The 26,283-nt window shown below is 56.1% G+C and carries 19 protein-coding genes; 8 read left to right on the forward strand and 11 right to left on the reverse strand.

Features of this window, described 5'->3' with window-relative positions; all coding sequences use genetic code 11:
* Window positions 1–4 precede the first annotated feature (4 nt).
* The 4 genes from U5A08_RS21620 to aqpZ all read left to right on the forward strand — a co-directional run bounded on the left by U5A08_RS21620 (window position 5) and on the right by aqpZ (window position 4,138).
* Window positions 5–808, forward strand: a complete 804-nt coding sequence (locus tag U5A08_RS21620) for an alpha/beta fold hydrolase (RefSeq protein ID WP_253397825.1) — start codon at window positions 5–7, stop codon at window positions 806–808.
* Window positions 809–811: 3 nt separating this feature from the next.
* Window positions 812–1,375, forward strand: coding sequence for a peptidylprolyl isomerase (locus U5A08_RS21625; protein WP_253397827.1), 564 nt, complete (start codon window positions 812–814; stop codon window positions 1,373–1,375).
* An 83-nt stretch (window positions 1,376–1,458) separates the two neighbouring features.
* Entirely contained in the window at window positions 1,459–3,291 is a 1,833-nt protein-coding gene (locus U5A08_RS21630) for an ABC transporter ATP-binding protein (protein WP_253397829.1), read from the forward strand.
* Window positions 3,292–3,436: 145 nt separating this feature from the next.
* Window positions 3,437–4,138, forward strand: a complete 702-nt coding sequence (aqpZ, locus tag U5A08_RS21635; RefSeq protein ID WP_247403517.1) for an aquaporin Z — start codon at window positions 3,437–3,439, stop codon at window positions 4,136–4,138.
* Between the two features lie 12 nt (window positions 4,139–4,150).
* Here the strand turns inward: aqpZ and U5A08_RS21640 are convergent, their stop codons facing one another.
* Entirely contained in the window at window positions 4,151–5,275 is a 1,125-nt protein-coding gene (locus U5A08_RS21640) for a GNAT family N-acetyltransferase (protein WP_321848522.1), read from the reverse strand.
* Between the two features lie 282 nt (window positions 5,276–5,557).
* On the opposite strand from U5A08_RS21640, the gene U5A08_RS21645 reads away from it, so the two are divergent.
* Entirely contained in the window at window positions 5,558–6,880 is a 1,323-nt protein-coding gene (locus U5A08_RS21645; protein WP_253397835.1) for a putative porin, read from the forward strand.
* Between the two features lie 120 nt (window positions 6,881–7,000).
* Here the strand turns inward: U5A08_RS21645 and U5A08_RS21650 are convergent, their stop codons facing one another.
* The 5 genes from U5A08_RS21650 to aceK form a co-directional block, all read right to left on the reverse strand.
* Window positions 7,001–7,234, reverse strand: a complete 234-nt coding sequence (locus U5A08_RS21650; RefSeq protein WP_253397837.1) for a zf-HC2 domain-containing protein — start codon at window positions 7,232–7,234, stop codon at window positions 7,001–7,003.
* A complete protein-coding gene (locus tag U5A08_RS21655; protein ID WP_321848525.1) occupies window positions 7,228–7,842 on the reverse strand; it encodes an RNA polymerase sigma factor in 615 nt (204 codons plus the stop codon). Before U5A08_RS21655 ends, U5A08_RS21650 begins: the two co-directional genes overlap by 7 nt.
* A gap of 86 nt (window positions 7,843–7,928) precedes the next feature.
* Complete coding sequence (locus U5A08_RS21660) at window positions 7,929–9,050, reverse strand: beta-ketoacyl-ACP synthase III (RefSeq protein WP_253397841.1); 1,122 nt, start codon at window positions 9,048–9,050, stop codon at window positions 7,929–7,931.
* A gap of 228 nt (window positions 9,051–9,278) precedes the next feature.
* Window positions 9,279–13,190, reverse strand: a complete 3,912-nt coding sequence (hrpA, locus tag U5A08_RS21665) for an ATP-dependent RNA helicase HrpA (protein WP_321848526.1) — start codon at window positions 13,188–13,190, stop codon at window positions 9,279–9,281.
* 70 nt (window positions 13,191–13,260) lie between these two features.
* Complete coding sequence (aceK, locus tag U5A08_RS21670) at window positions 13,261–14,982, reverse strand: bifunctional isocitrate dehydrogenase kinase/phosphatase (RefSeq protein WP_253397845.1); 1,722 nt, start codon at window positions 14,980–14,982, stop codon at window positions 13,261–13,263.
* A gap of 255 nt (window positions 14,983–15,237) precedes the next feature.
* On the opposite strand from aceK, the gene U5A08_RS21675 reads away from it, so the two are divergent.
* The 3 genes from U5A08_RS21675 to cysN all read left to right on the forward strand — a co-directional run bounded on the left by U5A08_RS21675 (window position 15,238) and on the right by cysN (window position 19,802).
* Window positions 15,238–16,146 carry a DMT family transporter gene (locus tag U5A08_RS21675; protein WP_321848527.1) on the forward strand — a complete coding sequence of 303 codons (909 nt, stop codon included), beginning with the start codon at window positions 15,238–15,240 and terminating at the stop codon, window positions 16,144–16,146.
* A gap of 651 nt (window positions 16,147–16,797) precedes the next feature.
* The gene (cysD, locus tag U5A08_RS21680; protein ID WP_321852267.1) at window positions 16,798–17,916 is read left to right on the forward strand and encodes a sulfate adenylyltransferase subunit CysD; all 1,119 of its coding nucleotides are present in this window, start codon (window positions 16,798–16,800) and stop codon (window positions 17,914–17,916) included.
* Window positions 17,916–19,802: a sulfate adenylyltransferase subunit CysN gene (gene cysN, locus U5A08_RS21685; RefSeq protein WP_321848529.1), complete on the forward strand. Its 1,887-nt coding sequence runs from the start codon at window positions 17,916–17,918 to the stop codon at window positions 19,800–19,802. The genes cysD and cysN overlap by 1 nt, the downstream gene beginning before the upstream one ends.
* Before the next feature lie 169 nt (window positions 19,803–19,971).
* Here cysN and U5A08_RS21690 read toward each other — a convergent pair whose 3' ends face one another.
* The 5 genes from U5A08_RS21690 to U5A08_RS21710 are packed head-to-tail and all read right to left on the reverse strand — an operon-like array spanning window position 19,972 to window position 26,271.
* Window positions 19,972–22,137: a rhamnan synthesis F family protein gene (locus tag U5A08_RS21690; protein WP_321848531.1), complete on the reverse strand. Its 2,166-nt coding sequence runs from the start codon at window positions 22,135–22,137 to the stop codon at window positions 19,972–19,974.
* A 26-nt stretch (window positions 22,138–22,163) separates the two neighbouring features.
* Window positions 22,164–23,441 (reverse strand): ATP-grasp domain-containing protein, encoded by a 1,278-nt coding sequence (locus U5A08_RS21695; protein ID WP_321848533.1) that lies wholly within the window; start codon window positions 23,439–23,441, stop codon window positions 22,164–22,166.
* 17 nt (window positions 23,442–23,458) lie between these two features.
* Window positions 23,459–24,445 carry a hypothetical protein gene (locus U5A08_RS21700; RefSeq protein WP_321848535.1) on the reverse strand — a complete coding sequence of 329 codons (987 nt, stop codon included), beginning with the start codon at window positions 24,443–24,445 and terminating at the stop codon, window positions 23,459–23,461.
* Window positions 24,445–25,146, reverse strand: a complete 702-nt coding sequence (locus U5A08_RS21705) for a WbqC family protein (protein ID WP_321848536.1) — start codon at window positions 25,144–25,146, stop codon at window positions 24,445–24,447. Before U5A08_RS21705 ends, U5A08_RS21700 begins: the two co-directional genes overlap by 1 nt.
* 3 nt (window positions 25,147–25,149) lie before the next feature.
* The gene (locus tag U5A08_RS21710) at window positions 25,150–26,271 is read right to left on the reverse strand and encodes a DegT/DnrJ/EryC1/StrS family aminotransferase (protein ID WP_321848537.1); all 1,122 of its coding nucleotides are present in this window, start codon (window positions 26,269–26,271) and stop codon (window positions 25,150–25,152) included.
* Between the last annotated feature and the right edge of the window lie 12 nt (window positions 26,272–26,283).

The raw sequence follows: 26,283 nt of genomic DNA on the forward strand, positions 1-26,283 counted from the left end.
ATGCATGGCCTGGTTCGAACATGAAGGGTGCAGCCTGCATTACGAGGAATATGGCCACGGCGCCCCACTGATTTTGATCCACGGCCTGGGCTCCAGCAGCCAGGATTGGGAGTTGCAGATTCCAGTGCTGGCCCGGCATTACCGCCTGATCGTGGTGGATGTGCGCGGCCACGGGCGCTCGGACAAACCCCGGGAGCGCTACAGCATCAAAGGTTTCACCTTCGACCTGATCGCCCTGATCGAACACCTGGACCTGCCTCCCGCCCATGTGGTGGGCTTGTCCATGGGCGGCATGATCGCGTTTCAACTGGCGGTGGACGAACCGGCGCGGGTCAAGAGCCTGTGCATCGTCAACAGCGCGCCCGAGGTCAAGGTGCGCAGCGCCGACGATTACTGGCAGTGGGCCAAGCGCTGGACCCTGGCACGCGTCCTCAGCCTGGGCACCATCGGCAAGGCCCTGGGCGACCGCCTGTTTCCCAAACCGCAGCAGGCCGACCTGCGCCGCAAGATGGCCGAGCGCTGGGCAAAAAACGACAAACGTGCTTATCTCGCCAGCTTCGATGCGATTGTGGGCTGGGGCGTGCAGGAACAACTTTGCAGAATTACCTGTCCAACCCTGGTCATCAGCGCCGACCACGACTACACCCCTGTGGCACAGAAAGAAATCTATGTAAAACTGCTGCCCGATGCGCGGCTGGTGGTGATCGAAGATTCCCGCCATGCCACGCCCTTGGATCAACCCGAAGTCTTTAACGCTACCCTTCTCGATTTTCTAAAGACAGTCGAAATCACTACCCAGGATCACTGACCCATGCTGAAAAAAATCGCCTTCTTTGCCGGTTCCGTGCTGTTCGCTGCCAACCTGATGGCGGCCGAGCCTGCCAAGGCGCCCCACGTATTGATCTCCACCACCAACGGCGACATTGAAATCGAACTGGACCCGGTCAAGGCGCCGATCAGTACCAAGAACTTCCTGGCCTACGTCGACAAGGGTTTCTACACCAACACGATTTTCCACCGTGTGATCCCGGGCTTCATGGTCCAGGGCGGCGGGTTCACCACGCAGATGGCGCAAAAAGACACCAATCCGCCGATCAAAAACGAAGCCAGCAACGGCCTGCATAACGTGCGTGGCACGCTGTCGATGGCCCGCACCTCGAACCCGGATTCGGCCACCAGCCAATTCTTCATCAACGTCGCGGACAACGCCTTCCTCGACCCAGGTCGCGATGCCGGTTATGCCGTGTTCGCCAAAGTGGTCAAGGGCATGGACGTGGTCGACATCATCGTCAACTCGCAGACCACCACCAAACAAGGCATGCAAAACGTGCCCATCGATCCTGTCCTGATCAAGTCGGCCAAGCGCATCGACTGAGGTCCGCAGGTAGTTCCGCGCGGCGCTCACAAGGCGCCGCGCGCCTTTGAACAGGAGAGCCCGCCGGGCGGGCGTCAACCCTAATGCTCTATCGTCGTTTCGAACAACTGATCGATATTTTCCGCGACGCGCCCAGCGCCGCCCCTCCCGACAAAGTCCTGCCCTTCTACCTCTACTACTTGCGTCAGGTGTGGCCGTGTTTCGCCGCCCTGTTGGTGGTGGGCCTGATCGGCGCACTGATCGAAGTCGCGCTGTTCAGCTACCTGAGCCGCATCATCGACCTGGCCCAAGGCACACCGCCGGCGAATTTCTTCCAGGTTCACAGCACCGAGCTGATCTGGATGGCCGTGGTCGCCCTGCTGCTGCGTCCGATCTTCGGCGCCCTGCATGACCTGCTGGTCCACCAGACCATCAGCCCCGGCATGACCAGCCTGATCCGTTGGCAGAACCACAGCTACGTGCTCAAGCAGAGCCTGAATTTCTTCCAGAACGACTTCGCCGGGCGCATCGCCCAGCGCATCATGCAAACCGGCAACTCCCTGCGCGACTCCGCCGTGGCGGCCGTGGATGCGATCTGGCACGTGGCGATCTACGCCATCAGTTCCCTGGTGCTGTTTGCCGAAGCCGACTGGCGCCTGATGATCCCGTTGGTGACCTGGATCGTCTGCTACAGCCTGGCATTGGGCTACTTCGTGCCACGGGTGAAAGCGCGTTCGGTGATTTCCTCCGAGGCGCGCTCCAAGTTGATGGGGCGCATCGTCGATGGCTACACCAACATCACCACCTTGAAGCTGTTCGCCCATACCCAGTCCGAGCAGGAATATGCCAAGGAAGCGATCATCGAGCAGACCGAAAAAACCCAGTTGGCCAGCCGCGTGGTGACCAGCATGGACGTGGTGATCACCACCATGAACGGCCTGCTGATCGTCACCACCACCGGCCTGGCCCTGTGGCTGTGGACCCACTCGCTGATTTCCGTGGGCGCGATTGCCCTGGCGACCGGCCTGGTGATTCGCATCGTCAACATGTCCGGTTGGATCATGTGGGTGGTCAATGGCATTTTCGAAAACATCGGCATGGTGCAGGACGGCCTGAAAACCATCGCCCAGCCGCTGGCCGTGGTCGACCGCGACAACGCTCCACGCCTGACCGTACCCCATGGCGAAGTACGCTTCGAGCAGGTGGATTTCCACTACGGCAAGAAGAGCGGGATCATTGGCGGCCTGAACCTGAACATCAAAGCCGGTGAAAAAATCGGCCTGATCGGCCCCTCCGGCGCGGGCAAATCGACCCTGGTCAACCTGCTGCTGCGCCTGTACGACCTGCAAGGCGGGCGCATCCTGATCGACGGCCAGAACATCGCCGAGGTCGCCCAGGAAAGCCTGCGCGAACAGATCGGCATGATCACCCAGGACACCTCGCTGCTGCACCGCTCGATCCGCGAGAACCTGTTGTATGGCAAGCCGGACGCCAGCGACGAAGAACTCTGGGCCGCCATACACAAGGCGCGTGCCGATGAGTTCATCCCGCTGCTGTCGGACGCCGAAGGCCGCACCGGGCTGGATGCCCATGTGGGCGAGCGCGGGGTCAAACTGTCCGGCGGGCAACGCCAGCGCATCGCCATCGCGCGGGTGCTGCTCAAGGATGCGCCGATCCTGATCATGGACGAAGCCACCTCGGCGCTGGACTCGGAAGTCGAAGCGGCGATCCAGGAAAGCCTGGAAACCCTGATGCAAGGCAAAACGGTGATTGCGATTGCGCACCGGTTGTCGACCATTGCGCGGATGGACCGCCTGGTGGTGCTGGAGAAAGGCCAGATCGCCGAGACGGGCAGCCATGCCCAGTTGCTCGCCCACGGCGGGCTGTATGCGCGGCTGTGGCAGCACCAGACCGGAGGCTTTGTCGGCATCGACTGAACAACTCAACATGTGGGAGGGGTGGCCTGGATTTGTGCCACAACCCTGCTGTAATCAGTGCAGTGCCCAGACGGGCGCTGAAGTAAATCGCAGGGAGCATCATTGATTTACTGATTCGGTAGAGCGATCTATCAAGGACGGGTGCATGTCTTTGTTCAAGCGTTCAGTCACAGAAGGTTTAGGTACGTTTTGGCTGGTGCTGGGCGGCTGCGGGAGTGCGGTGTTGGCCGCGGCGTTTCCCGCAGTCGGTATCGGGTTGTTGGGGGTGGCCCTGGCGTTCGGGCTCACGGTGCTGACCATGGCGGTCGCCATCGGGCACATCAGCGGTTGTCACCTCAACCCGGCGGTATCGGTGGGGCTGGTCGTGGGCGGCAGGTTTCCGGCCAGGGAGTTACCGGCGTACATCGTGGCCCAGGTCATTGGTGGCATTGTCGCGGCTGCGCTGCTGTATGTGATAGCCAGCGGCAAACCGGGGTTTGAACTGGCGTCAGGCCTGGCGTCCAACGGCTATGGCGAGCATTCGCCTGGCGGTTATTCATTGGCAGCGGGGTTCGTCTGTGAGCTGGTGATGACGGCGATGTTCGTGCTGATCATCCTCGGCGCCACCGACCACCGTGCCCCGAAGGGCCTCGCGCCCATCGCCATCGGCCTGGCCCTGACGTTGATCCACCTGATCTCGATTCCCGTGACCAACACCTCGGTCAACCCGGCCCGCAGTACGGGACCGGCGCTGATCGTGGGCGGGTGGGCGATCCAGCAATTGTGGATGTTCTGGCTCGCGCCGATTCTTGGCGCGGTGATCGGCGGCGTGGTCTATCGATGGCTGGGCAAGGAGGAGCCGGCCTGAGGCAACACGGGGTCAGCCCTGCCGATACGGCAGGGCTGCCCTCGCCTCTTCGGCATACGCCAGAATCCCCACCCGCTCGCGCGCCAGGAAATCCTCAACCGCATTCTTCAACCCCGGATGGCGCAGGTAATGCCACGACCGGGTGATCACCGGTTCGAACCCGCGAATCAATTTATGCTCGCCCTGGGCGCCGGCATCGAAGCGTTGCAAGCCGTGGGCAATGGCGTAATCCATGCCTTGGTAGAAACAGGTTTCGAAATGCAGGCGGTCGAATTCCGCCAGGCAGCCCCAGTAACGACCATAGAAGCTGTCGCCGCCGATCAGGCTGAACGCCATGGCCACTGGGCGTGTGCCTTGCTTAGCCAGCACCACGCGGATCGCTTCGGGCATACGTTCGGCCAGCAGGCTGAAAAACGCGCGGGTCAGGTACGGCGCTTGGCGGCGCACCGCGTAAGTGTTGGCGTAGCAGGCGTAGACAAAATCCCACTGCGCCTCGCTGAGTTCATGGCCTTGCAACCATTCGAACTCGATGCCCTGCCCCGCCACCTGTTCGCGTTCCTTGCGCATCTGTTTACGCTTGCGCGAACTCAAGGCGTCGAGGAAGTCCTGAAAGTCTCGGTAGCCACGGTTCTGCCAGTGAAACTGACAGCCCAGGCGCTGCAACCAACCCGGCTGTTGGGCCAGGGCGTCATCCGCCAGCGGGTCGGTGAAGTTGATGTGCGCACTGGAGAGCCCTTCGATTTCCAGGTAACCCGGCAGGCTGTTGAGCAGCTCGAAACCGTCTTCAGCGTTGGCGGCCAGCAAGCGCGGGCCGCTGACCGGGCTGAACGGCACGGCGACCAACAGCTTGGGGTAGTAATCGATACCGGCCCGCTGGCAGGCATCCGCCCAACCGTGGTCGAAGACGTACTCGCCGGAGGAATGCCACTTGCGATAACCGGCCAAAGCCGCCACCAGCAGATCACCTTCCCAGTGCAGTAAATGCTCGGGCTGCCAGCCCGAATGCGGGCCCAGGCTGGCGCTGTCTTCCAGCGCGCTCAGGAACGCGTGTCGCACAAAGGGCTGGGCCTGCGGCACCAGGGCGTCCCAGACCTGCGGGGCGATTTCGGACAGGCTGTCCAGGCGTTGCAGCGGCATCGGCATCCTCACTACTTCAGGGCGTGAAAGCCTCGCGAGTATCGCTTATCGCCGCCCCCGACACACCCTCGAATCGCCGGACAAGGCTCTAAATCAATAGTTCCATTCTAAATAAATTGTCATCTACCTGACATCATTTCGCCACTGCGCAGTCATAAACGATCGCGATACTGACGCCTGTTTTTAGCGCGCCTGGTTCTACCCCGGCGGTTATTTTCCGTCCGTCATCGGTCGGTTGTGTCCTGGATGGTTTGCCATCCCTCCTCACTTTCGGAGATTGATATGCGTCTTGCTTCCACTAAAACTGCGGCGGCCCTCTGTGGCGGCTTGTTGCTGGCCCTGAGCGTTCCGGCCAGCGCTGCAGTCGACGCTAAATTGCTCGACATGCTCAAGGCCAACGGTCAGATCACCGGTTCGCAGTACACTGAACTGCAAGCTGAGCTGGCCAAGGATCAGAAAGAAAAGCAGATCGCACAGCAAGCTCAACAAGAGACCAACGAACAGATCGCGGCCACCGCGAAAAAAACCAACGACCTGAGCGTGTTCGACCAGAAACTCGCCTGGGCCGCCAAGACCCAGTTCAAGGGTGACGTACGCTTCCGTCAGGAAACCGTGAAGATCCAGGGCGAATCCAACAACGGTGGCCGTGACAAGGACCGTCAACGCATCCGTGCCCGCCTGGGTGCCTACACCGAGATCAACAACCAGGTCGACACCGGCATTCGTATCTCCACCGGCAGCAGCGACGACGCACGCTCCACCAACCAGGACCAAGACAACTACTTCGACAAGAAGTCGATCTGGCTGGACCTTGGCTACATCGACTACCACCCGGACCAGATCAAGAACCTCCACGTCATCGGCGGCAAGATGCTCCAGCCGTGGGTAAGCATGGGCGACGTGATCTGGGATGGCGATATCAACCCGGAAGGTCTGGCACTGACCTACAAATACCCGCTGGGTAGCAGCGCCGAGTTGTTCGGCAGCCTCGGTAACTACAACCTCAAGGACAACGTCGACGGCGACGGCGTGCAATTTCGCAACGACCTGCGCCTGACTTCCGGCCAGTTGGGTACGCGTTTCTCGGTGACCGACAACCTGAAAATGACCCTGGGCGGCAGCATCTACGCCTACCAGAACGACGAAAACAGCACCTGTACGAGCAGCACCACGCCTTGCGCACTGGCGGTCAACGGCAACTCGGCGAACGAAGAATTCCGTCTGTACGAGGGTTTTGCCCAAGCTGACATCGGTGGCCTGGCTGTGCCGCTGGCGTTCTACGGTCAATACGTGAAGAACAACGATGCGTCCAACGACCAGGACACCGCCTGGTTGCTGGGTGCCAAGTCCAAGGTGTTCGGTTTCAACCTGGACTACAACTACCGCGATACGCAACGTAACGCTGTAGTCGGCGCCTTCACCGATTCGGACTTCGCCAACGGCACCACCGGTTCGCGCGGCCATAAGATGAAGGTCAGCTACGACATCGACAAGAACTTCGCCGTCGGCGCCACGTACTACCTGACCAAGGCTGACTATGCCAGCCGCACGCAGCGTGATGCCAACACCAACACCCTGCAGTTGGATGCTGAAGCCAAGTTCTAAATGTAAGTGCGACACGCCTTGGGCCAGGACGGCCCAGGGTGGCTTTAACAGCCTGGCGTGGGTGAATCGGTCCCCATCATCCGTCCGATTCCCCCACGCGAGTCTGCCTTCCCCCCGCCGTTACTGATCCTTGCGCCGCTCGGCGGCCAGCCGTTCAGCCAAGGCATCCACATCCTGTACCGGTGCCTGCGGCATGATCCGCAATGTGGCCTGCATCAGGCGCATCTGACGGATAAAACGCCGGCAATTGGGGCAGAACATCAAGTGATGACGCATCAGCAGCCGCTCGCGAAAGGTCAACAGACCATCGAGAAAGTCACTGGAACGCGCCACTTGCTCTTTACACGTCAACATTCGCCGGTCTCCTCAAAATGCTCCACCGTGGCGAAGACTTTAAGCCGCGCACGATGCAACAGCACCCGCACATTGGAGAGCGAAAGCGTCAGAAGATTACAAATTTCCTCCAACTCCAGGCCCTGGCGTTCACGCAGCACCAGTACGCTGCTTTGCAATTCCGACAAATTCAGCAACGTATGCTCCAGGCATTTGCGCAGTTCATCCTCAGTGAGCAGGGCTTCCGGGGTGTCCTGGTGCCAGGCAAAGGGGGCGACAGCCCAGTGGCCATCATCCGGCGTGAAACGATCATCGCCGATCGTGCCGTGGGGCGAGGGCAAATCATCGAGCAATACTTCGCGACGATTCTGCTTGTAGCGGCCCTTGGCGGCATTGGCGGTGATGGTCAGCAGCCAGGTCTTGAGGCTGGAGCGCCCTTCGAACTTGGCCAGGTTGCGTACCACTGACAGCCAGGCGTCCTGCACCACTTCGTCGGCATGGCGCTGGCCGACAATCGCATAAGCCACCGCGCGCATTGCGCTTTGGTATTGCGTGACCAATTCCTTGTAGGCCCGCTGCTCGCCCTTGAGCAAGCGTTCAAGCAGGTGCGCGTCGTCCGCTGCTGCCATTCGAGACCTCGGTTTCCAAGTGAGAACGCGATCTGTGTGGGGGCTGGCTTGCCAGCGCCCACATTTGACCGCGGCGCGCCGCAGAATCAGCGTTTGCGCAGAATCACGCTGCCGATCGAGTAGCCCGCGCCGAACGAGCTGAGTACCGCGACGGCGCCTTTGGGCAAGTCGTCCTGGTAAGTGTGGAACGCAATCACCGAACCCGCCGAGCTGGTGTTGGCGTAGGTGTCGAGAATCACCGGCGCTTCTTCCAGCGTGGCTTCACGCCCCAGCAGCTTCTTCACGATCAGGTGGTTCATGCTCAGGTTGGCCTGGTGCAGCCAGAAGCGCTTCACGTCGTCGACGTTCAACTGGTTTTCCGCCAAATGCGCGCCGATCAACTCAGCGACCATCGGGCAGACATCACGGAAGACTTTGCGGCCTTCCTGCACGAACAGTTTGTCGGGCGCGCCGATGCCCTCTTCCGCCGCGCGGTTGAGGAAGCCGAAGTTGTTGCGGATGGTATTCGAGAACTTGGTCAGCAGCTTGGTGCTCACCACGTCGAACTGGTGCTCGGAGGTCGCCAGGTCAGCGCGTTCGAGGATCACCGCAGTGGCCGCGTCACCGAAAATGAAGTGGCTGTCGCGGTCGCGGAAGTTCAAGTGGCCGGTGCAGACTTCCGGGTTGACCATCAGTATCGCCCGCGCCTGGCCCAGCTTGATGCTGTTGGCGGCGTTCTGGATGCCGAAGGTTGCCGAGGAACACGCCACGTTCATGTCGAAACCGAAACCTGCGATGCCGAGGGCTTCCTGGACTTCGATGGCGATGGCCGGGTAGGCACGTTGCAGGTTGGAGCAGGCGACGATCACACCGTCGATGTCGGCGGCGGTCTTGCCGGCGCGCTGCAGCGCCTGTTCGGCGGCGCCGACGGCCATCTGGCAGAGCACCGACCATTCGTCGTTGCTGCGCTCGGGCAGGCGCGGGGTCATGCGCTGCGGGTCAAGGATGCCGTCCTTGTCCATCACAAATCGGCTCTTGATGCCCGACGCCTTCTCGATGAAGGCCGCGCTGGACTCGGTCAGCGCCTGCACGTCACCGCGTTCGATGGCAGCGGCGTTCTCCGTGTTGAACTGCTGCACGTAGGTATTGAAAGACTGCACCAGCTCTTCGTTGGAGATGCTGTTGGCCGGGGTGTACAGGCCAGTGCCGCTGATGACGACGTTATGCACGGTCGTTCCTCTAAATCTGTCAGGCAGAAGATATTGGTACCGTCGTACCAAACTGTAGGTCGTTTGATGCCATCCAGCGGGCATCAAACTGGCAACGCTTTATTCCATCGCGCCGCGGCTGCACACCAGCCCATCACGACGATCCCGGCATTTATAACCGCGAAGTTTGCCACAACCCTGGGGATTTGGCGCCATATCCCGGATAAGCGCCATTGCCCATTGGTGTGATTACGCTTCGACCAGGCTCCATTGCTTGCTCAGGCGCTTGTCCGAAATCGGTACCTTGGTGCCCAACTGCTGGGCAAACAACGACACCCGATATTCCTCCAACCACCAGCGATAGAGCGCTAGCTGGGGGTCGTGCTTGCCTTCCTGGGCATGCTTGTTCAAACGGTTCTGGTACTGCGCCCACAGGCCCGCCAGCTCGCCGCTCCACACCCGATCTTTTTGCACCTGGCTGGGCAGTTTTTCCAGACGCAGCTCGATCGCCTTGAGGAAACGCGGCAACTCCTTGAACCACAGCGCCGGAGTTTCACGCACAAAGCCGGGATAAACCAGATTGCTCAGTTGCAGCTTGATATCGTTCAAGGCCACCGCCTGGGCCAGGTCGATCTTGCCTTTGAAGCGCTTTTGCAGGCCGTGCCAGAGTTTCAGCACGTCCAGGGTCAAGCGCGCCAGGCGCTCGGCGTGTTCGGTCCAACCGCCACGCTTGCGCTCGGCCAGCGCCGCCAGCCCGGCGCCGTCACGCGGCAGGCTGGCTTCGCCGTCCAGCACGCAAGTGTCGAGGCTGGCCAGCAGGATGTCTTCCACCAGTGCGTCGATGCGTCCCAGCTCGCGGTACATCAGGCCCAGTTCGGTCAGGCCGGGCAATTTGCCACGCAGGAATTTTGCCGGCTCGGCCAATTGCTGCATCAGCAGGCGCTGCAAGGCGCGCCGGTGCTGGAATTCGGCCTCGGCGGCGGTGGAGAATCGGCCTTCCTTGACCGTGCCGTTTTCTTCCACCAGCGCCGGATACACCGTCATCGACAACCCGGCGATCTTTTGTTGGGTCTTCTCGGCTACCGCCGCAAACCCCTTGGCCTCCACCGGCTGTTGGCTTTTCGCCGTTTGCGGCACGGCCAACGCGGCCTGGCTGGCCTCGGCAAAGCGTGCGGTCAGCTCGGCCAGGTCGCGGCCTTCGCCGAGAAACTTGCCCTGGCCGTCGACCACTTCCAGGTTCATCTTCAGGTGGCTTTCCACCTGCTGCGCGGCCTCAGCCCAGGCTTCATCGCTGACGCGTGCGCCGGTCATGCGCAGCAACTCGCGCCCCAGCGCCTGGGGCAGCGAACCCTGGGCGAATTCGATACGTTGCAGGGCGGCCCTGACGAAGTCCGGCACCGGCACGAAATTCTTGCGCAGGGCCTTGGGCAGGTTACGCACCAGGGCGATGCACTTGGCTTCGATCACCCCCGGCACCAGCCATTCCAGGCGTTCGGCGGGCAAGGCCGGCAGCAGCGGCGCCGGCACGCGCAGGGTCACGCCGTCACGCGGATGGTTGGGTTCGAAGTGGTAACTCAAGGCCAGCGCCAGGTCGCCCAGGTGCAGGGTGTCCGGGTAATGCGCAGCGGTGACTTCGCTGGCGTCGCGGGCCAGTACGTCTTCCTCGCGCATGATCAACAATTGCGGGTCTTTCTGGCTGTTGACCTTGTACCAGCTGTCGAACGTCGCGGTCTGGTGGATCTCCGCCGGCAAGCGCGCATCGTAGAACGCATACAGCGTCTCTTCGTCGGCCAGGATATCGCGCCGACGCGCCTTGGCTTCCAGTTCGTCGAGCTGCTCCAGCAGTTGCTGGTTGGCGGTCAGGCACTTGGCCCGGGACTGGATTTCGCCGCGCACCAGGCCTTCGCGGATAAACAGCTCACGCGACACCACTGGGTCAATCGGCCCGTAATGCACGGGCCGGCGCCCGACCACGATCAGCCCGAACAGGGTGATCTGCTCGAACGCCACCACTTGGCCGCGCTTCTTCTCCCAGTGCGGTTCGAAGTGGTTTTTCTTGATCAGGTGCCCGGCCAACGGCTCGATCCAGTCGGCATCGATCTTCGCCACCATGCGCGCATACAGCTTGGTGGTCTCCACCAGTTCGGCGGCCATCAGCCATTGCGGACGTTTCTTGCCGATGCCCGACGACGGGTGAATCCAGAAGCGCCGCTGACGTGCGCCGAGGTAATCGCCGTCTTCGGTTTTCTGCCCGATCTGGCTGAGCAGGCCGGACAGCACGGCCTTGTGCAATTTGGCGAAGTCGGCCGGTTCCTTGTTGAGGCTCAACTGCATGTCGCGGCAGATCAGGCTCAACTGGCGATGGGAATCGCGCCACTCACGCAGGCGCAGGTAGTTGAGGAAGTTCTTGCGACACCAGTTGCGCAGCGGGCTGGCGGTCAATGCCTGGCGCTGCTCTTCAAAGCCGCGCCACAGATTGACCAGCCCGGCGAAGTCCGAATCGACGTCCTTCCATTGCGCGTGGGCCTGGTCGGCGGCTTGTTGACGCTCCGGCGGGCGCTCGCGCGGGTCCTGGATCGACATGGCGCTGGCCACGATCAGCACTTCCTGCAAGCTGCCCAGCTTGGCGGCTTCGAGCAGCATGCGGCCCATGCGCGGGTCCACCGGCAGACGCGCCAACTGGCGGCCCAGCGGCGTCAGCTGGCTGTTGCGGTCAACCGCCGACAGCTCTTGCAGCAGGTTGAAACCGTCGCTGATGGCCTTGCCATCCGGCGGTTCGATAAACGGGAAATCGGTGATTTCGCCCAGGCGCAGGTGCAGCATCTGCAGGATTACGGCGGCCAGGTTGGTGCGCAGGATCTCCGGGTCGGTAAATTCCGGGCGACCGATAAAGTCTTCTTCGCTGTACAGGCGGATGCAAATCCCCGGCTCGACCCGGCCGCACCGGCCTTTACGCTGGTTGGCGCTGGCCTGGGAGATCGCCTCGATGGGCAGTCGCTGCACCTTGGCGCGGTAGCTGTAGCGGCTGATGCGCGCGGTGCCGCTGTCAATCACATAACGAATGCCCGGTACGGTCAGCGAGGTTTCCGCGACGTTGGTCGCCAGCACCACGCGCCGGCCGGGGTGGGACTGGAAAATGCGCTGCTGTTCGGCCGGTGACAGGCGCGCGTACAGCGGCAAAATCTCGGTGTGCTTGAGCTGGGCCTTGCGCAGCATGTCGGCGGCGTCGCGAATCTCGCGCTCGCCCGGCAGGAACACCAGCACGTCGCCAGGGCTGCGCCGTTCGCTGCGTTCATAGGCGGCGATTTCATCGAGGGTGGCGAGGATCGCCTGGTCGACGGTCAAGTCGTCCTCGACGCGGTTGCCCTCCTCGTCCTGTTCCAGGGTCAGCGGACGGTACCAGGTATCCACCGGGAAAGTACGCCCCGACACTTCGACAATCGGCGCATCGTCGAAATGCTTGGAGAAACGCTCCAGGTCGATGGTCGCCGAGGTGATGATGACTTTCAGGTCCGGGCGACGCGGCAGCAGGGTTTTCAGGTAGCCGAGCAGGAAGTCGATGTTCAGGCTGCGTTCGTGGGCTTCGTCGACGATGATCGTGTCGTAGCGTTCGAGGTAGCGGTCGTTCTGGGTTTCCGCCAGCAGAATGCCGTCGGTCATCAGCTTGATCAGGGTGTTGGAATCGCTCTGGTCTTCGAAGCGCACCTGGTAACCGACCAGCGCGCCGAGCGGCGTGGCCAACTCTTCGGCGACCCGGCTGGCGACGCTGCGCGCCGCGATCCGGCGCGGCTGGGTATGACCGATCAGGCCGTATTGGCCGCGACCGATCTCCAGGCAGATTTTCGGCAACTGGGTGGTCTTACCCGAGCCGGTCTCGCCGGCAATGATCAGCACCTGATGCTTGAGCAGCGCCGCCTTGATTTCGTCACGCTTGGCGGCAATCGGCAGGCTGTCGTCATAGCGGATCAGCGGCAGACTGGCGCGCCGCGCCGTAACCTGGGCGCAGGACGCCTGCATGCGCGTCACCCACTGCGCCAGCTTCTCCTCATCGGGCTTCTTGCGCAGCTCGAGCAACTGCCGCCGCAAACGGTGGCGGTCGGCGAGCATGGCGTGATCGAGATTTTTCAGCAGTTGGTCGATAGCAGGCGCTTGGTCAGTCATCAGGTGCGTTTTGGTCGTCTATTTATGCAGGGGGCGGATTGTCGCAGAAAACCGCCGGCACGCGCGCCCCTCATTCGTTATCGCGTTCCTTGCGCCGATACGGAAACACATCGATAACCTTTCCGGCACGAATCGCGTCCTGTAGGCCCTTCCAATAGTCGGCGTTGTACAACTCGCCGTGCAGTTGATCGAACAACTTGCGCTGGCCGGCGTCGGCGAACAGGAACGGTGGGAACTCTTCGGGGAACACATCCAGCGGGCCGATGGAGTACCAGGGCTCCGAGGCCATTTCATCCTCTGGCGTGCGGGGTGCGGGGATGTGGCGGAAGTTGGCTTCGGTGAGGTAGCAGATCTCGTCGTAGTCGTAGAACACCACGCGGCCATGGCGGGTGACGCCGAAGTTTTTCAGCAGCATGTCGCCGGGGAAAATGTTCGCCGCCGCCAGTTGCTTGATCGCCAGGCCATAGTCTTCCAGGGCTTCGCGTTCCTGGGCGGGGTTGGCGTTTTCAAGGTAGAGGTTGAGCGGGGTCATGCGCCGTTCGGTCCAGCAGTGGCGGATCAGCACGCTGTCGCCTTCGACTTGAACCGTGCTGGCCGCCACGTCGAGCAATTCGGCCAGGCACTCGGGTTCGAACTTGCTCAACGGAAAGCGAAAATCAGCGAACTCCTGGGTATCGGCCATGCGCCCGACGCGGTCGACGCTTTTGACCAGGCGGTACTTCTCGATCACAGTGGCGCGGCTGACGTTTTTCGACGGCGAGAAGCGGTCCTTGATGATCTTGAACACCGTGTTGAAGCCCGGCAACGTAAACACGCTCATGACCATGCCGCGTATGCCGGGCGCCATGATGAACTGATCATCGGTGGTGGCCAGATGGTTGATCAGGGCGCGATAGAATTCCGACTTGCCGTGCTTGTAGAAGCCGATCGAGGTGTACAGCTCGGCAATGTGCTTGCCCGGCAGGATGCGCTTGAGGAAGCCGATGAACTCCGCCGGCACCGGCACGTCGACCATGAAGTAGGAGCGGGTAAAGGAAAAAATGATCGACACATCGGCTTCGTCGGTAATCAGTGCGTCGATCTGGATACCCTGCCCTTCGCGGTGCAGCAGCGGGACGACCAGCGGCCACTGCTCGTCGTGGGTGTAGATACGCCCGACAAGGTAGGCGCCCTTGTTGCGGTAGAGCACCGAGGAAAACAGCTCGACCTTCAGCTCAGGGTCTTTGCACACCCAGTCCGGCAGGTTCTCGCGCAGTTGCACTTCGAGGCGGCGCAGGTCGGCCGGCAGATCCGCGTAGGGCTCGCTGAAGCTGTAATCCGCGAAAATCTGCGCCAGCATGTCGGAGATTTTCCCGACAGGCGTGTAGATCCGGGTTTGCGCCGCCCTCGCCCGGCGCAGGCTCGGCCGGGTGGTATGGACGAACATGCAGCCGTCGCTGATCAGGTCATGGCTGAACAGGCCGCAGAAGATCGAGTTGTACCAGGTCTCGGACAGCTCATCGTCAAAGCGCAGGTCGATCAGGCCGATGTAGGCGCTTTTCACCAACGGCCAGGCCTCGATGTCCATCAGGGTGGCGTCATCGAAGCTCGCCCGCAGGCGGGTCGTCACTTCGCTGACTTTCTCCTCATACAGGTTGATACGCGCCGCCGAGGCTGCCTGGCCCTGCTGCCACTGGGCCTTTTCGAAACGTTCACGGGCGCCATCGGTGATCTGGCGGAAGTGCTCGCGGTAATCGTCAAAGCCATCAAGGATCATCTGGGCGATAGCGAGGGCGGGTGTGCGCTGCGACATGCGGGAAACCTCGAACGGGCATCTGGAAGCCCAGAGCTTAGCCAGTCAAGGGAGCCAGGAGAAGCAGTCATTTAGCATGCTTGTTTGTGGACTTTCGTTCATTTCGCAGATTTATGGGCGTTATTGGAAACATTCACTGCGGCCAATGCGCAAATCGGCCAGCACAGCCGATGACGCGGGTTGCCCTGTAATCAGTGATTGTGTCGAGCCAGTCGCTGGGCAACACTCGCCGCCTTATTGATCTAGGAGTTTTCTGTGAGACCTGTCGACACCCTGTACCTGCTGGGGCTGGCCGCGATCTGGGGCGCGAGTTTTCTGTTCATGCGCATTATCGCGCCGGAAATCGGCACGCTGCCGACCGCGTTTTTTCGCGTGTCGATTGCCGCCGCCGGCTTGCTGGTGATGCTGGCAGTGATGCGCGTGAACTGGGACTTCCAGGGCAAGTTCAAGACCATCCTGCTGCTAGGCGTGATCAACTCCGGCATACCCGCGACCCTGTACGCCGTGGCCGCCCAGGTACTGCCGGCGGGTTACTCGGCGATCTTCAATGCCACCACGCCGTTAATGGGCGTGCTGATTGGCGGATTGTTTTTCAGCGAGCGCCTGACGCCATCGAAAGTCGCCGGGGTGTGCCTGGGCCTGTTTGGCGTGGGCGTACTGACCCGCGCCGGGCCAGTGGCATTTGACTTGGAATTGTTGATGGGCGCGCTGGCCTGCCTGTTGGCCACCACGTGCTATGGCTTTGCCGGTTTTCTCGCGCGGCGCTGGCTGGATCAGCGCGGTGGGCTCGACAGTCGGCTCGCGGCCCTGGGCAGCATGCTCGGCGCGACTTTGTTCCTGCTGCCGCTGTTTGCCTACAGCGCCATCCGCCATCCGCCGGCAAGCTGGGGCGGCTGGCACGTGTGGTTGTCGCTGCTCGGGTTGGGGCTGATGTGTACGGCGTTTGCCTACGTCCTGTACTTTCGCCTGCTGACGGCCATTGGCCCGGTGAAGTCGATGACCACCACCTTCCTGATTCCGCCGTTCGGGGTGCTGTGGGGCGCGTTGCTGTTGGATGAGCCGTTATCGATGGCGCATCTGTATGGCGGGATATTGATCGCCGGGGCGTTATGGTTGGTGTTGCGGCCGGGGAAATTGGCCAAAACAACGCAGAAAACACCCTGAACGCAAAATGTTTTCGCTGCGCCAGGGCGTTGGTTATCCAGCAGTAAGCTTTTTAAGGTTTCAGCCCCGCCTGTTTCATTGCCGGAGCTTCCGCCCGCACCAACGCCCCTTGTGTCAGCCGACAGCGTAAAGCGCCAACAACGCGAAGGTGCGTCCGCGTGGGAACGCAATGTTTTGGCCAAGATAAACGCCAACCCACTATCGATTGACTGCCCCCGCCGCCCGTCGCTATTTGCAATAAATAAAAAATACGATCACAAAAACAGAAAAAATACTGTAATTTACGCAACTCAATAGATTAACTCGCGAAATGCGACAAAGGTCACAATGCCTAACCCAGACTTTTTCGGCTTGGATGCCCCCGTTGTATGGGATACGCATTCAGCCTACCAACACCTTCAAGCACTCGAACAAGCGGACACCAAGCGCACAGCCGAACGACGACTGCACGAGCTGGGCTTGTTGCCCGACGAGCTGACGGCGCATAACCTGAAGGATGAACTGGGACGCCCACCGACCCACTCTGTCCTGACCTGGGATATAGAGCGGGCTCGCGCCAAGCGCAGGTTGGTGGTGTTTACGCAACTGTTCCGCACGGCTGACGGGCAAGACTTTTTGCACGCCAACGACGCCCGAGGGGCACGCTACTGGATGCCACTCGGAACCGTACAGCTAGATACTCAGGCACTGTCCAACGCCCTGCAACGCCTGCAGGCACACATCGCCAAGTTCATCGTCATCTTTCCCTGCGGGCGCCTCACCGCTATTTGCAGGCAGACCTGCGCGCCGGACAACGTAGAGTTTGGGCTGTTAAGTTATGCGCCTGTGTTGGAAGAAAGCACACTTAGCGCGCTGCACTCCCCTGCAAAATCCCTTGCCCCTCATCTCAAACGGCTTGAATCCGAAAGTGTGCAAATCATCCGCGAAGCCGTGGCCGAGTCCGACAACCCGGCCATGCTTTATTCCATGGGCAAAGACAGTGCCGTCATGCTTCATCTCGCCCGCAAAGCTTTTTATCCCTCACTGCCGCCCTTCCCGCTGCTGCATGTCGACACGCGCTGGAAGTTTCAGGAAATGTATATGTTCCGCGACTTCATGGCACGTGAGAGCGGCATGGACCTGCTCGTACACATCAACCCCGAAGCGATCAACAAGAACATCAACCCCTTCGACCATGGTTCTGCGCTGCACACCGATCTGACCAAGACCGAAGGCCTGAAGCAAGCACTGGACAAGTACAAGTTTGACCTGGTCTTTGGTGGCGCCCGCCGCGACGAAGAGAAATCCCGCGCCAAGGAGCGCATTTTTTCGTTCCGCAGCCAAACCCATCAATGGGATCCAAAAAACCAGCGCCCCGAGGTGTGGAACCTATACAACACCCATAAAAATCCTGGCGAGAGCATTCGCGTATTTCCGTTGTCCAACTGGACAGAACTCGACATCTGGCAATATATCCACCAGGAAAACATCCCATTGGTTCCTCTGTATTTTGCAAAACAAAGGCCTGTCGTCATCCGTAACGGAGTGGCACTCATGGTGAATGACTCACGCATGAAGTTGCTGCCAGACGAAAAGATTGAAACGCGCAACGTCCGCTTCCGCACGCTGGGCTGCTACCCACTCACCGGCGCGGTGGAATCGAACGCTCTCACCGCCGCCGATGTAATACTGGAACTACTCGGGTCCACCCGCTCGGAGCGCGAAGGTCGAGCAATTGACAACGACTGCGCTTCCAGCATGGAAAAAAAGAAAAAGGAGGGCTATTTCTGATGGCACTCAAATCACTCACACACAGCACTGATCAAACTATCGAAGCCTATCTCGCGCGACAGAGTGACCAGGATCTGTTGCGCTTCATCACCTGCGGCAGCGTGGACGACGGCAAAAGCACGCTGATCGGGCGCTTGCTGTGGGATGCCCAACAACTGACTGACGACCAGTTGACGGCCCTGCAAACCGACTCGAAAAAACATGGTACCCAGGGCAAGGACCTCGACTTTGCGCTCCTCGTCGATGGCCTGTCCGCGGAACGTGAGCAAGGCATTACCATTGATGTGGCCTACCGCTTCTTCTCCACCACCAAACGGAAATTTATCGTGGCCGACACTCCCGGCCATGAACAGTACACGCGCAATATGGTGACTGGTGCATCAACCGCCGATGTCGCGGTGATTCTGATCGATGCCCGTCAGGGCGTGATGACGCAAACTCGCCGACATGCCTACTTGGTATCACTGATGGGCATTCGCCAGGTCGTCTTAGCCGTGAACAAAATGGACTTGATCGACTTCGACGAGACGGTTTTTCGCCAAATTACCGACGAATTCCGTGAATTTTCGCAAAGCCTGGGTTTCGAGAAAATAATCCCGATCCCACTCAGCGCGCTCAAGGGTGACAACATCGCCCAACGCTCCACCCACACACCTTGGTACAACGGCCCGACCTTGATGGGTTGCCTTGAAACACTAGAAATTCCTTCGTCCGAGTCCGAACGCTTGGTATTCCCGGTGCAATGGGTCAATCGACCGGACGCATCGTTCCGAGGGTTCAGCGGCTATGTGGCCGAAGGACAGGTCAGTGTCGGTGACGAGGTGCGCGCCAGCCTTTCTGGCCAGACCGCGACGATCACCGACATTATCGGCATGAACGGCTCGACGCAGACCGCCACTGACGCAGATGCCATTACCCTTAAACTGAGCAAAGAAATCGACGTCTCGCGCGGCGACATACTTTCCCTGAGCCATAACCCGCTGGAAGTCACCGACCAGTTTGAAGCAGTGCTGATCTGGATGAACGAAGACGCCGGGCTGAACGGGCGCAGCTATGACATCAAACTGGCGACACAATGGGCGTCGGCTTCAATCACCAACATTAAATATCGCATCGACACCAACACCCTTGCCCATGACGCCAGCAAACACCTTTCGCTGAACGACATCAGCGTCTGCACCCTCGCTACCAGCAAGCCCTTGGTATTCGATAGCTATCAACAGTCGAAAACACTGGGAAGCTTCATCCTGGTCGATCGCGTTACCCACGCCACCGTCGCCGCAGGGCTGATCAATCACAGCCTGCGCCGTGCGCAAAACGTACACCGGCAGGCGCTCTCGATTACACGGGAAGACCGCGAAAAGCTCAATGGCCACACAGGCAAAGTTATCTGGTTTACAGGGCTGTCCGGGTCGGGCAAGTCGACACTGGCCAATGCGCTGGAACTGGAGCTGCATGCCAGAGGCCATCGCACCTATATTCTGGACGGCGATAACGTGCGCCAAGGCCTGAACAGAGACCTGGGCTTTACTGACGCGGATCGCGTGGAAAACATCCGACGTATTGCCGAAGTGGCCAAACTGATGATGGATGCAGGGCTTATTGTCTTGACGGCTTTTATTTCGCCGTTTGAGAGAGAGCGGCAAATGGCGAAGGAACTGATTGGCGAGGATCGGTTTATTGAGGTGTATGTGAGTACATCACTTGAAGTGTGTGAAGAGCGGGATGTGAAGGGGCTGTATAAAAAGGCCAGGGCTGGTCAATTGCCTAATCTTTCTGGTGTGGGTAGTCCTTATGAAGCGCCCGTCAATGCGCTTATTGAAATAAATACAGCACATACCGATATCGAAGTGGCGATTAAGCGTCTGTTGGATATCAGTAAGTAATCGGTGTGACCGTGTTCAAAACATCGTAGGCGCTCCCTAAATCTCACCGAATTCAAGGTAGGGTTTATGGAGCGCTTACATCGCCGACTGAGACCAAGCAGCCCGGCAGGTGAGTGGACAACCAAAATCCGCAATTGGCAGCTCAAATGAGCCACCAGCCGATCCAGCGCTAAACGTTGCAGCTATTCAGATGAACGGAGGGAACGACGTTGCTCCCTTTACTGAACAAAGGATCATCCTGGTAAATCTCAGGCATGAAACTGAAGTTACGACTGTAAAAGTCTTGTAGGTTATCCATCGAGAGAGTGTCATTTGTATACGTTTTGATCAACCGCTCAGTTTCTTTCGATGCTGCCGCATAAGCGACACCGTCCTTCTCCAGCCTTCTAATATCAGAAACAACGCACTCATAAAGAGACTGCCACGAAGAATAAATGGTGGGAGCCCCTTCAAAATCTTTTGGAAAGAAAGTCTGATTATATACCGCAAATGCGATCGAATCACTCAAGAACGGCTCAAGGTAATACCCATCATAGCCCTCTCCAAAGGTGATGCTAAATCGAGCCTTCGATATTAAAAGCTTATACTCTTCAAGAGTCATATTTTGTATAAGGACGAACTCATAATCAGGCAACTGCGTTTTGAGCATGGCCAGAATCTCATCCTTAGTCACTCCCCCCAGAGGCACTTCGTTATCAGGGGAGATTGCAATGATATTTTTCTTATCAACGAATGGGACGCGGTAGAACTCCGGAAGAAACGGCGTCAGCAACGACACAGGGCAATCAAAACTCGAGGCCAACTCTTGAGTGGCATACCGAACGTGTGCAGCGGTAATGGTCACATCATCTGTGAGTTCACGACAGCATTCGATATAGTACCGGTCTGGGAAAAAATCATGATTCTGGTTCATGATATTAATCTGCAGCTCAGGTATTGTCTTAAGCCATCTACGCTGAAGCGGCGTTATACCCATGATAAAAGACTGGGTATAAAACTCAGGAATATGAATAATCAAACGCTTGGGCGATAGAGTTTCCGCAATAGTTGCAAAGTGAACCATAGGCAGTGAGGGCTCAAACATCGAATATTCAACCACCGAATTCTCCAATGGCAGTCCCGACACCAAAAGCTTATAGTCTTGCGCGCTTATAACATCAGCGGTGTGCTTAGCAAAACGATTGATGGAAAGCATACCTCCACCAATCACATCCCTGGCGACGTTAAAATATATAATAAAACTATCACTATCCTTATAGCCATCTAGCAACGCCAAGCCAGCTGAAGCATCACTATTTACAAACTTTTCAACGGCCGGTTTTTCAACCTCAATAATCGTCGGAAGAGGCGTTCTATTCTTCGATTTATCAAGCATTTGCCGAGCCTTGGCCAAAAGCTTTGGAGGCACAAGCAAACGTGCCAACTCTTTCCAGTTCAATCTGAAAATAGGCGGCAACCACGCTTCAACAGAGTGATTTTTTGTGGCCAACTGCTGAGAAATCTGTGTATTGGTTATCGGCGCCTCGCCAAAGCCAATAGCCTTTAGGTACTCATATATCTTGGGGCTTTTAGTATGGTGAGCGATATATCCCGGCCAGTCGTGCAAGTTTTGTATAGACAAAGGGTTGTCTTTAAAAATCCTGACTTTTATCAAAGGAAAACCTTTCTTCAAGAGACGAAAGGCTTGCTCATCATATATCGTAACATTACGATAAACCACGCCAATATACGCAGAAATCTTGATATCTTTCTTTTGTAAGAACTTTGTGAGACCCATTTCATACTTAATACAGACATCATATCTATCGTCCTCCTTCCCTACTGAATTCACAAACTCAACAAAGTCAGGATCGGAAATTACATTTTTTCTAAAGGCAAGGAAATAAGAGCCCACACAAAAAAGAGGAACCATCTTGATCGGAATTTTTAAGTATTCGGCAAGAGTATAGAAGTAACCTTTATTGTTTTCGTCTGTAGCCAAAAGCCCCCACGCATCGGCGTCGGTATGTTGCATTTTATTAAAAACAGATGAAAAGTCGTTTACGCAAAAACAGGAGTCATTTGCAAAAATCAACTCATCGTATTTAGAAATAGTGGCCCAGCCAACCTTTGACTTTGCCAGCTCTGAATAAGAACCAAAATCATACTTCCCATGATTTAACAACCATGAGCCTTTGCACGTCGCATCAAGCTTTTTAAGCTCCCCGTCCTGGAGAACTCCGTCGGCCATATAATAAACGTCACAGTAAAGACTCAACTCCTTGAGATAGTCGATAACGTAGGGCTGAATGATGCCTGTGGCGTTGTATCCAGCAAAGAGACAGATTCTTTTCATTTATTTCTTGCCTAAAAACAGAGTGATTACAAACGCCAGTCCAAGAGCACTTCGATTGCGTCTACGTCAAAAACCGGAATTTTATACTTCTGTGCAACAGCCTTTCTTTCAGCAAACGAATTATCAATAAAAATCGCCCGCTCCGGAATAATATGATCAATCTTATTTTCGTAAGGCTTCAGATGTATTATTTTCGAAAAAAGCTTTTCATGAATGCCATAAAAATCAAGCGTTTCGTGAATATTTTTTTCATGCTTAGTAATAAGAATCACTGTAATATTCTGATTAAAGCACTGATATAAATAACGAATCGCCGCCAGATTCACCTTCCCATTCAATGTCACGGTATCGTCAAAGTCGTAATATACCGTGTCATATATATAGTCCAGCTTATATCGATTAATCAGCGTACGATCCACGGTCAACATTTGATCATTGACGACAACATCGATATCCTTACCTAATACCGCATACACGCTCAACAATGCCAAATTAGCGCCCTTCGCACGTGTGAGGCACATTGTACCCGCGCAACGAGTGGCCACCTCAAGAAGTTTGTACTTGCCACTCGCATCTTTTTTAATCTGAAAAAACCAGAGCCCTAAAAATTTCAGTCTGGCATTAATCGTGTGAGCGATTTGCCTAATTTCTTCGGTTAACACCTGCGTCTCACTGGCAACGCTAATGCCAGCCATAACCCTCTGTCGGCTTCGAGGTGCTGCAAGCTTCAGTTCTCCATGACGGTCAGTGATACAGTCCACTGTCAGTTCTTCACCTGGCAGCAACTCACTCACCACATAAGTGGAAAAATCCACACCTTCCATGTCGCTCGCGCTCAAGCAAGGTGCCGCGCCGACGGAGCCCTGTCCCTGACTAGGCTTTATAAATACTGGGTACGCTGGAATCTCATCCAGCGACCTATAGATAGCAGGGCAAAAACTGTCTTCCCTGAAATGCTCATAAGTGAGAAACTTATCGCGGCACACTCTCGATGTATCCGCTGCAGCTACAATCACTTTAGACTTAATGCGGGCTTGATTAAGCGAGAAGAATTCTGCTATTGAGTCATGCGTTGGAAAAACAACGTCTATTTTATTGTCATCCAGTAACGCATTGAATGCTTCAAAAAACTCAGACTCTAAAATTCTTGGCAATCCGCCGATATAATTTTTGAATACATAAGAGCCATGTCGCTCCACCGACGAAGCACCAAAAACCTTAATATTAACACAAGTCGATAGTGCATTATGTAGCTCTACGGAGTTTACTTCTCCCGCAGGAAATATAAGTACATTTATCTTCATAAGAGCGTCCGAAAAAATTAGGAAAATTTATTAAGTAAACTTACAACTCTCTCCAACAACTCTAGAGAATTACGTTGATCAATAGGTATAGGAAGTGTATTTTCAACAAAGCTCATCTCAACAGAATCAACAGAAACTCTCGAACGAACATCTGGCCAGTAGGTAGCAAGAAAAACCTTTTCCTTGATCAGCTCGTTTCTTATAATTTTATTGTCAGTTGTAAATGGATAACAGAGAGGAACAGCATCACTCGAAAGCGGAATGTGTTTTTTATTTAACCTGGCTATGTTTTCAGCGAAGAATGAATAATTTATTCTACGTCGCGTTGCAATCGCATCCAGATCGACAGACGACAATATCTGCTTAGTCAAATTCGACATTGACTGCGGCTTTGTGCATTCTAAGGTACGCTCAGCCGATTGATAGTCAGCGTAGCCAGCTTCCGCACCCAACGCTAAGCGTTTGGTCAGGTAAAGGCTACGGTTCAAAGAGTCTATATCATTTTGCTCTGTCAGCACTTCAGGCGTTATCGCCAACCGCGTATGCAGAATTCCTCCGTCCGGCACCCCGATAAATTTCCGCGGGGAGTAAAGTGTGCCTAGGCAATCGAACGGCTTTGAAAAAAAAGCTTGCGAGTTGTCAACGACCACTTGGCTTCTATCCAAGCGATTCAAAAGTTGATCAATTTCATGATCGTACAACCCAAAATAGTTAACGACAACTACTATATCGCCAGCAGACGGTTCAAACGCTTCGATTGCAAGAAAGTCAGACTGATCGTAAAACTCCAATGCAACTCCGTGATCGACGACACTGGATATCATTGACTCACAAATGTACGCCGGCAACAAGACACGTGCAGGATTTGCTGCACTGATCAGAGCGCGGAAAGCCGCCCTTGCCGACTGATAGTAATAAGAATAAGGGCTGCTATGCGGCAGCGAGCACTGACGGGGCAACTCCAACTCAAAGTACCCCCCAATCGGTACTAGTCCTCTTTCCATTACGAACGCTCCAAAGAGTAGTTATCCAAACTGGATTTCACCGCTTCGCCCCCCATCGACATCAGTTGATCAATGATCGAGAGGTAGGGCGTAAACTCGTCTCCACTCTGTTTATATTCAACCACAGCGCATGAAATAAATTTCAGCTCAATCCCCGCCTTAGAAAAATCTTCGAACGAGTAGAGCGCACGGCCGCCGGCTGCATTTATATACACACTCGCCGACTCTTTTTTACAGATATCGAGCACACGCTCCTGAGCAGACAACGCGTCATTCATGTATACACTACTACTACGTACTATCTGAGTGTCTATCTCAAGCAATTTGGCCATTTCAACAATACTGTTTGTAACATAGTCGGCTAGATTATTACTTGAATAGATGACAATCGACTCAAGCGTGGGGTAGACCTCATGAAAATAGCGTGACTTCGCATACGTATTTTTTATAGTTTTAAGAATCTTTTCTCGCCAATTCGCATTGACCAGCTCAATGTTGTTGATTTTTTTAAAAGGTGACGCATCCGTTAGAGGAAGGGTTATGAAGCAGGGCTTATTATTAACAAGAAGTCTATTCCTATTAATCCACCCCTGCTTTATATAATTAACATCATCATAAACAACAAACTTATCCGCCGCATTTAAAAGCTGCCAATAACCACAATACGCCATAAAATATGGCTGCATTATAACGAGATTCATAAATTAAATAACCGCCGCAAACTTTATGAGATCAATGACAGCATCAACCTGATCATTTGTTAGGTCAGGGTATATAGGCAAGCACAAAACCTGTTGCGAGGCCAAACTAGCGACTGGAAGATTAGACGCCGCGGCGCTACTAAGCCCACGGTACATGGGCATATCGCTGATTAGCGGATAGAAATAACGCCGAGAGAATATACCGGCCTTCTTCAACGCCTCGTACAAGCCATCGCGAGACAGCGCGTAATCACGGCCCACACGAATTGGAAAGTAAGAATAGTTAAACTTAAAATCGACATTGAGCGGTAGGCAAGACACGCCTTGCACTTCGTTCAGACCGTCGCGATAACGTTGATCAATTTCACCACGGCGACTGATGAGTTGATCAACATGTTTCAATTGCAACAAGCCAAAGGCAGCTTGAACCTCATTCATTTTGCCATTAATACCAGGAGCGACAACTGTAACCTCATCAGAAAAACCAAAATTCTTCAAATAATCAATGCGCTTTTTGGTTTTAGCGTCAGGGCAAATAATTGCACCACCTTCGAATGTATTAAACACTTTAGTCGCATGAAAGCTTAGAACTGAAAGATCGCCAAAATTAAGAACGCTCTGTCCCCGGTGTTGAACACCAAACGCATGTGCAGCATCGTAAATAACTTTTAAACCGTAGTTATCAGCGATCCGCTGAATCTCTTCAACTTCGCACGGAGTGCCATAGCAATGCACAGGCATAATAGCGGTAGTTTGCGGCGTGATAGCCGCCTCAATACTCCGAGGCGAAATATTAAATGTATCAGGGCAAATATCCGCGAACACCGGCTTTATGTTATTCCACAGCAAGGAATGCGCAGTCGCAACGAAAGAGAATGGTGTTGTAATAACTTCACCAGTAATTCGAAGCGCTTGCAAAGCAGAAATAAGAGCAATAGTACCGTTACTGAATAATGCCAAATGCTCGACACCCAGATACTCAGCCAACTTGGCTTCCAGCTCTTGGTGAAAAGGTCCTCCGTTGGTGAGCCACTTGCTTTCCCAGATTTTCTCCAAGTAAGGAACAAACTCTTCAAGGGGAGGCAGAAATGGCTGAGTAACGAATACGTTTTCTTTCTTGGACATAACGACCCCTCG

Origin of the sequence: Pseudomonas paraveronii, assembly GCF_963681955.1 — a bacterium.
GTDB lineage: Bacteria > Pseudomonadota > Gammaproteobacteria > Pseudomonadales > Pseudomonadaceae > Aquipseudomonas > Aquipseudomonas paraveronii.

Excerpts from the sequence above, each read along its gene's own strand:
- U5A08_RS21620 (WP_253397825.1), top strand. The coding sequence starts at position 5 with ATGGCCTGGTTCGAACATGAAGGGTGCAGCCTGCATTACGAGGAATAT.
- U5A08_RS21625 (WP_253397827.1), top strand. The coding sequence starts at position 812 with ATGCTGAAAAAAATCGCCTTCTTTGCCGGTTCCGTGCTGTTCGCTGCC.
- U5A08_RS21630 (WP_253397829.1), top strand. The coding sequence starts at position 1,459 with ATGCTCTATCGTCGTTTCGAACAACTGATCGATATTTTCCGCGACGCG.
- aqpZ (WP_247403517.1), top strand. The coding sequence starts at position 3,437 with ATGTCTTTGTTCAAGCGTTCAGTCACAGAAGGTTTAGGTACGTTTTGG.
- U5A08_RS21640 (WP_321848522.1), bottom strand. The coding sequence starts at position 5,275 with ATGCCGCTGCAACGCCTGGACAGCCTGTCCGAAATCGCCCCGCAGGTC.
- U5A08_RS21645 (WP_253397835.1), top strand. The coding sequence starts at position 5,558 with ATGCGTCTTGCTTCCACTAAAACTGCGGCGGCCCTCTGTGGCGGCTTG.
- U5A08_RS21650 (WP_253397837.1), bottom strand. The coding sequence starts at position 7,234 with ATGTTGACGTGTAAAGAGCAAGTGGCGCGTTCCAGTGACTTTCTCGAT.
- U5A08_RS21655 (WP_321848525.1), bottom strand. The coding sequence starts at position 7,842 with ATGGCAGCAGCGGACGACGCGCACCTGCTTGAACGCTTGCTCAAGGGC.
- hrpA (WP_321848526.1), bottom strand. The coding sequence starts at position 13,190 with ATGACTGACCAAGCGCCTGCTATCGACCAACTGCTGAAAAATCTCGAT.
- aceK (WP_253397845.1), bottom strand. The coding sequence starts at position 14,982 with ATGTCGCAGCGCACACCCGCCCTCGCTATCGCCCAGATGATCCTTGAT.
- cysD (WP_321852267.1), top strand. The coding sequence starts at position 16,798 with ATGCCACTCGGAACCGTACAGCTAGATACTCAGGCACTGTCCAACGCC.
- cysN (WP_321848529.1), top strand. The coding sequence starts at position 17,916 with ATGGCACTCAAATCACTCACACACAGCACTGATCAAACTATCGAAGCC.
- U5A08_RS21690 (WP_321848531.1), bottom strand. The coding sequence starts at position 22,137 with ATGAAAAGAATCTGTCTCTTTGCTGGATACAACGCCACAGGCATCATT.
- U5A08_RS21695 (WP_321848533.1), bottom strand. The coding sequence starts at position 23,441 with ATGAAGATAAATGTACTTATATTTCCTGCGGGAGAAGTAAACTCCGTA.
- U5A08_RS21700 (WP_321848535.1), bottom strand. The coding sequence starts at position 24,445 with ATGGAAAGAGGACTAGTACCGATTGGGGGGTACTTTGAGTTGGAGTTG.
- U5A08_RS21705 (WP_321848536.1), bottom strand. The coding sequence starts at position 25,146 with ATGAATCTCGTTATAATGCAGCCATATTTTATGGCGTATTGTGGTTAT.
- U5A08_RS21710 (WP_321848537.1), bottom strand. The coding sequence starts at position 26,271 with ATGTCCAAGAAAGAAAACGTATTCGTTACTCAGCCATTTCTGCCTCCC.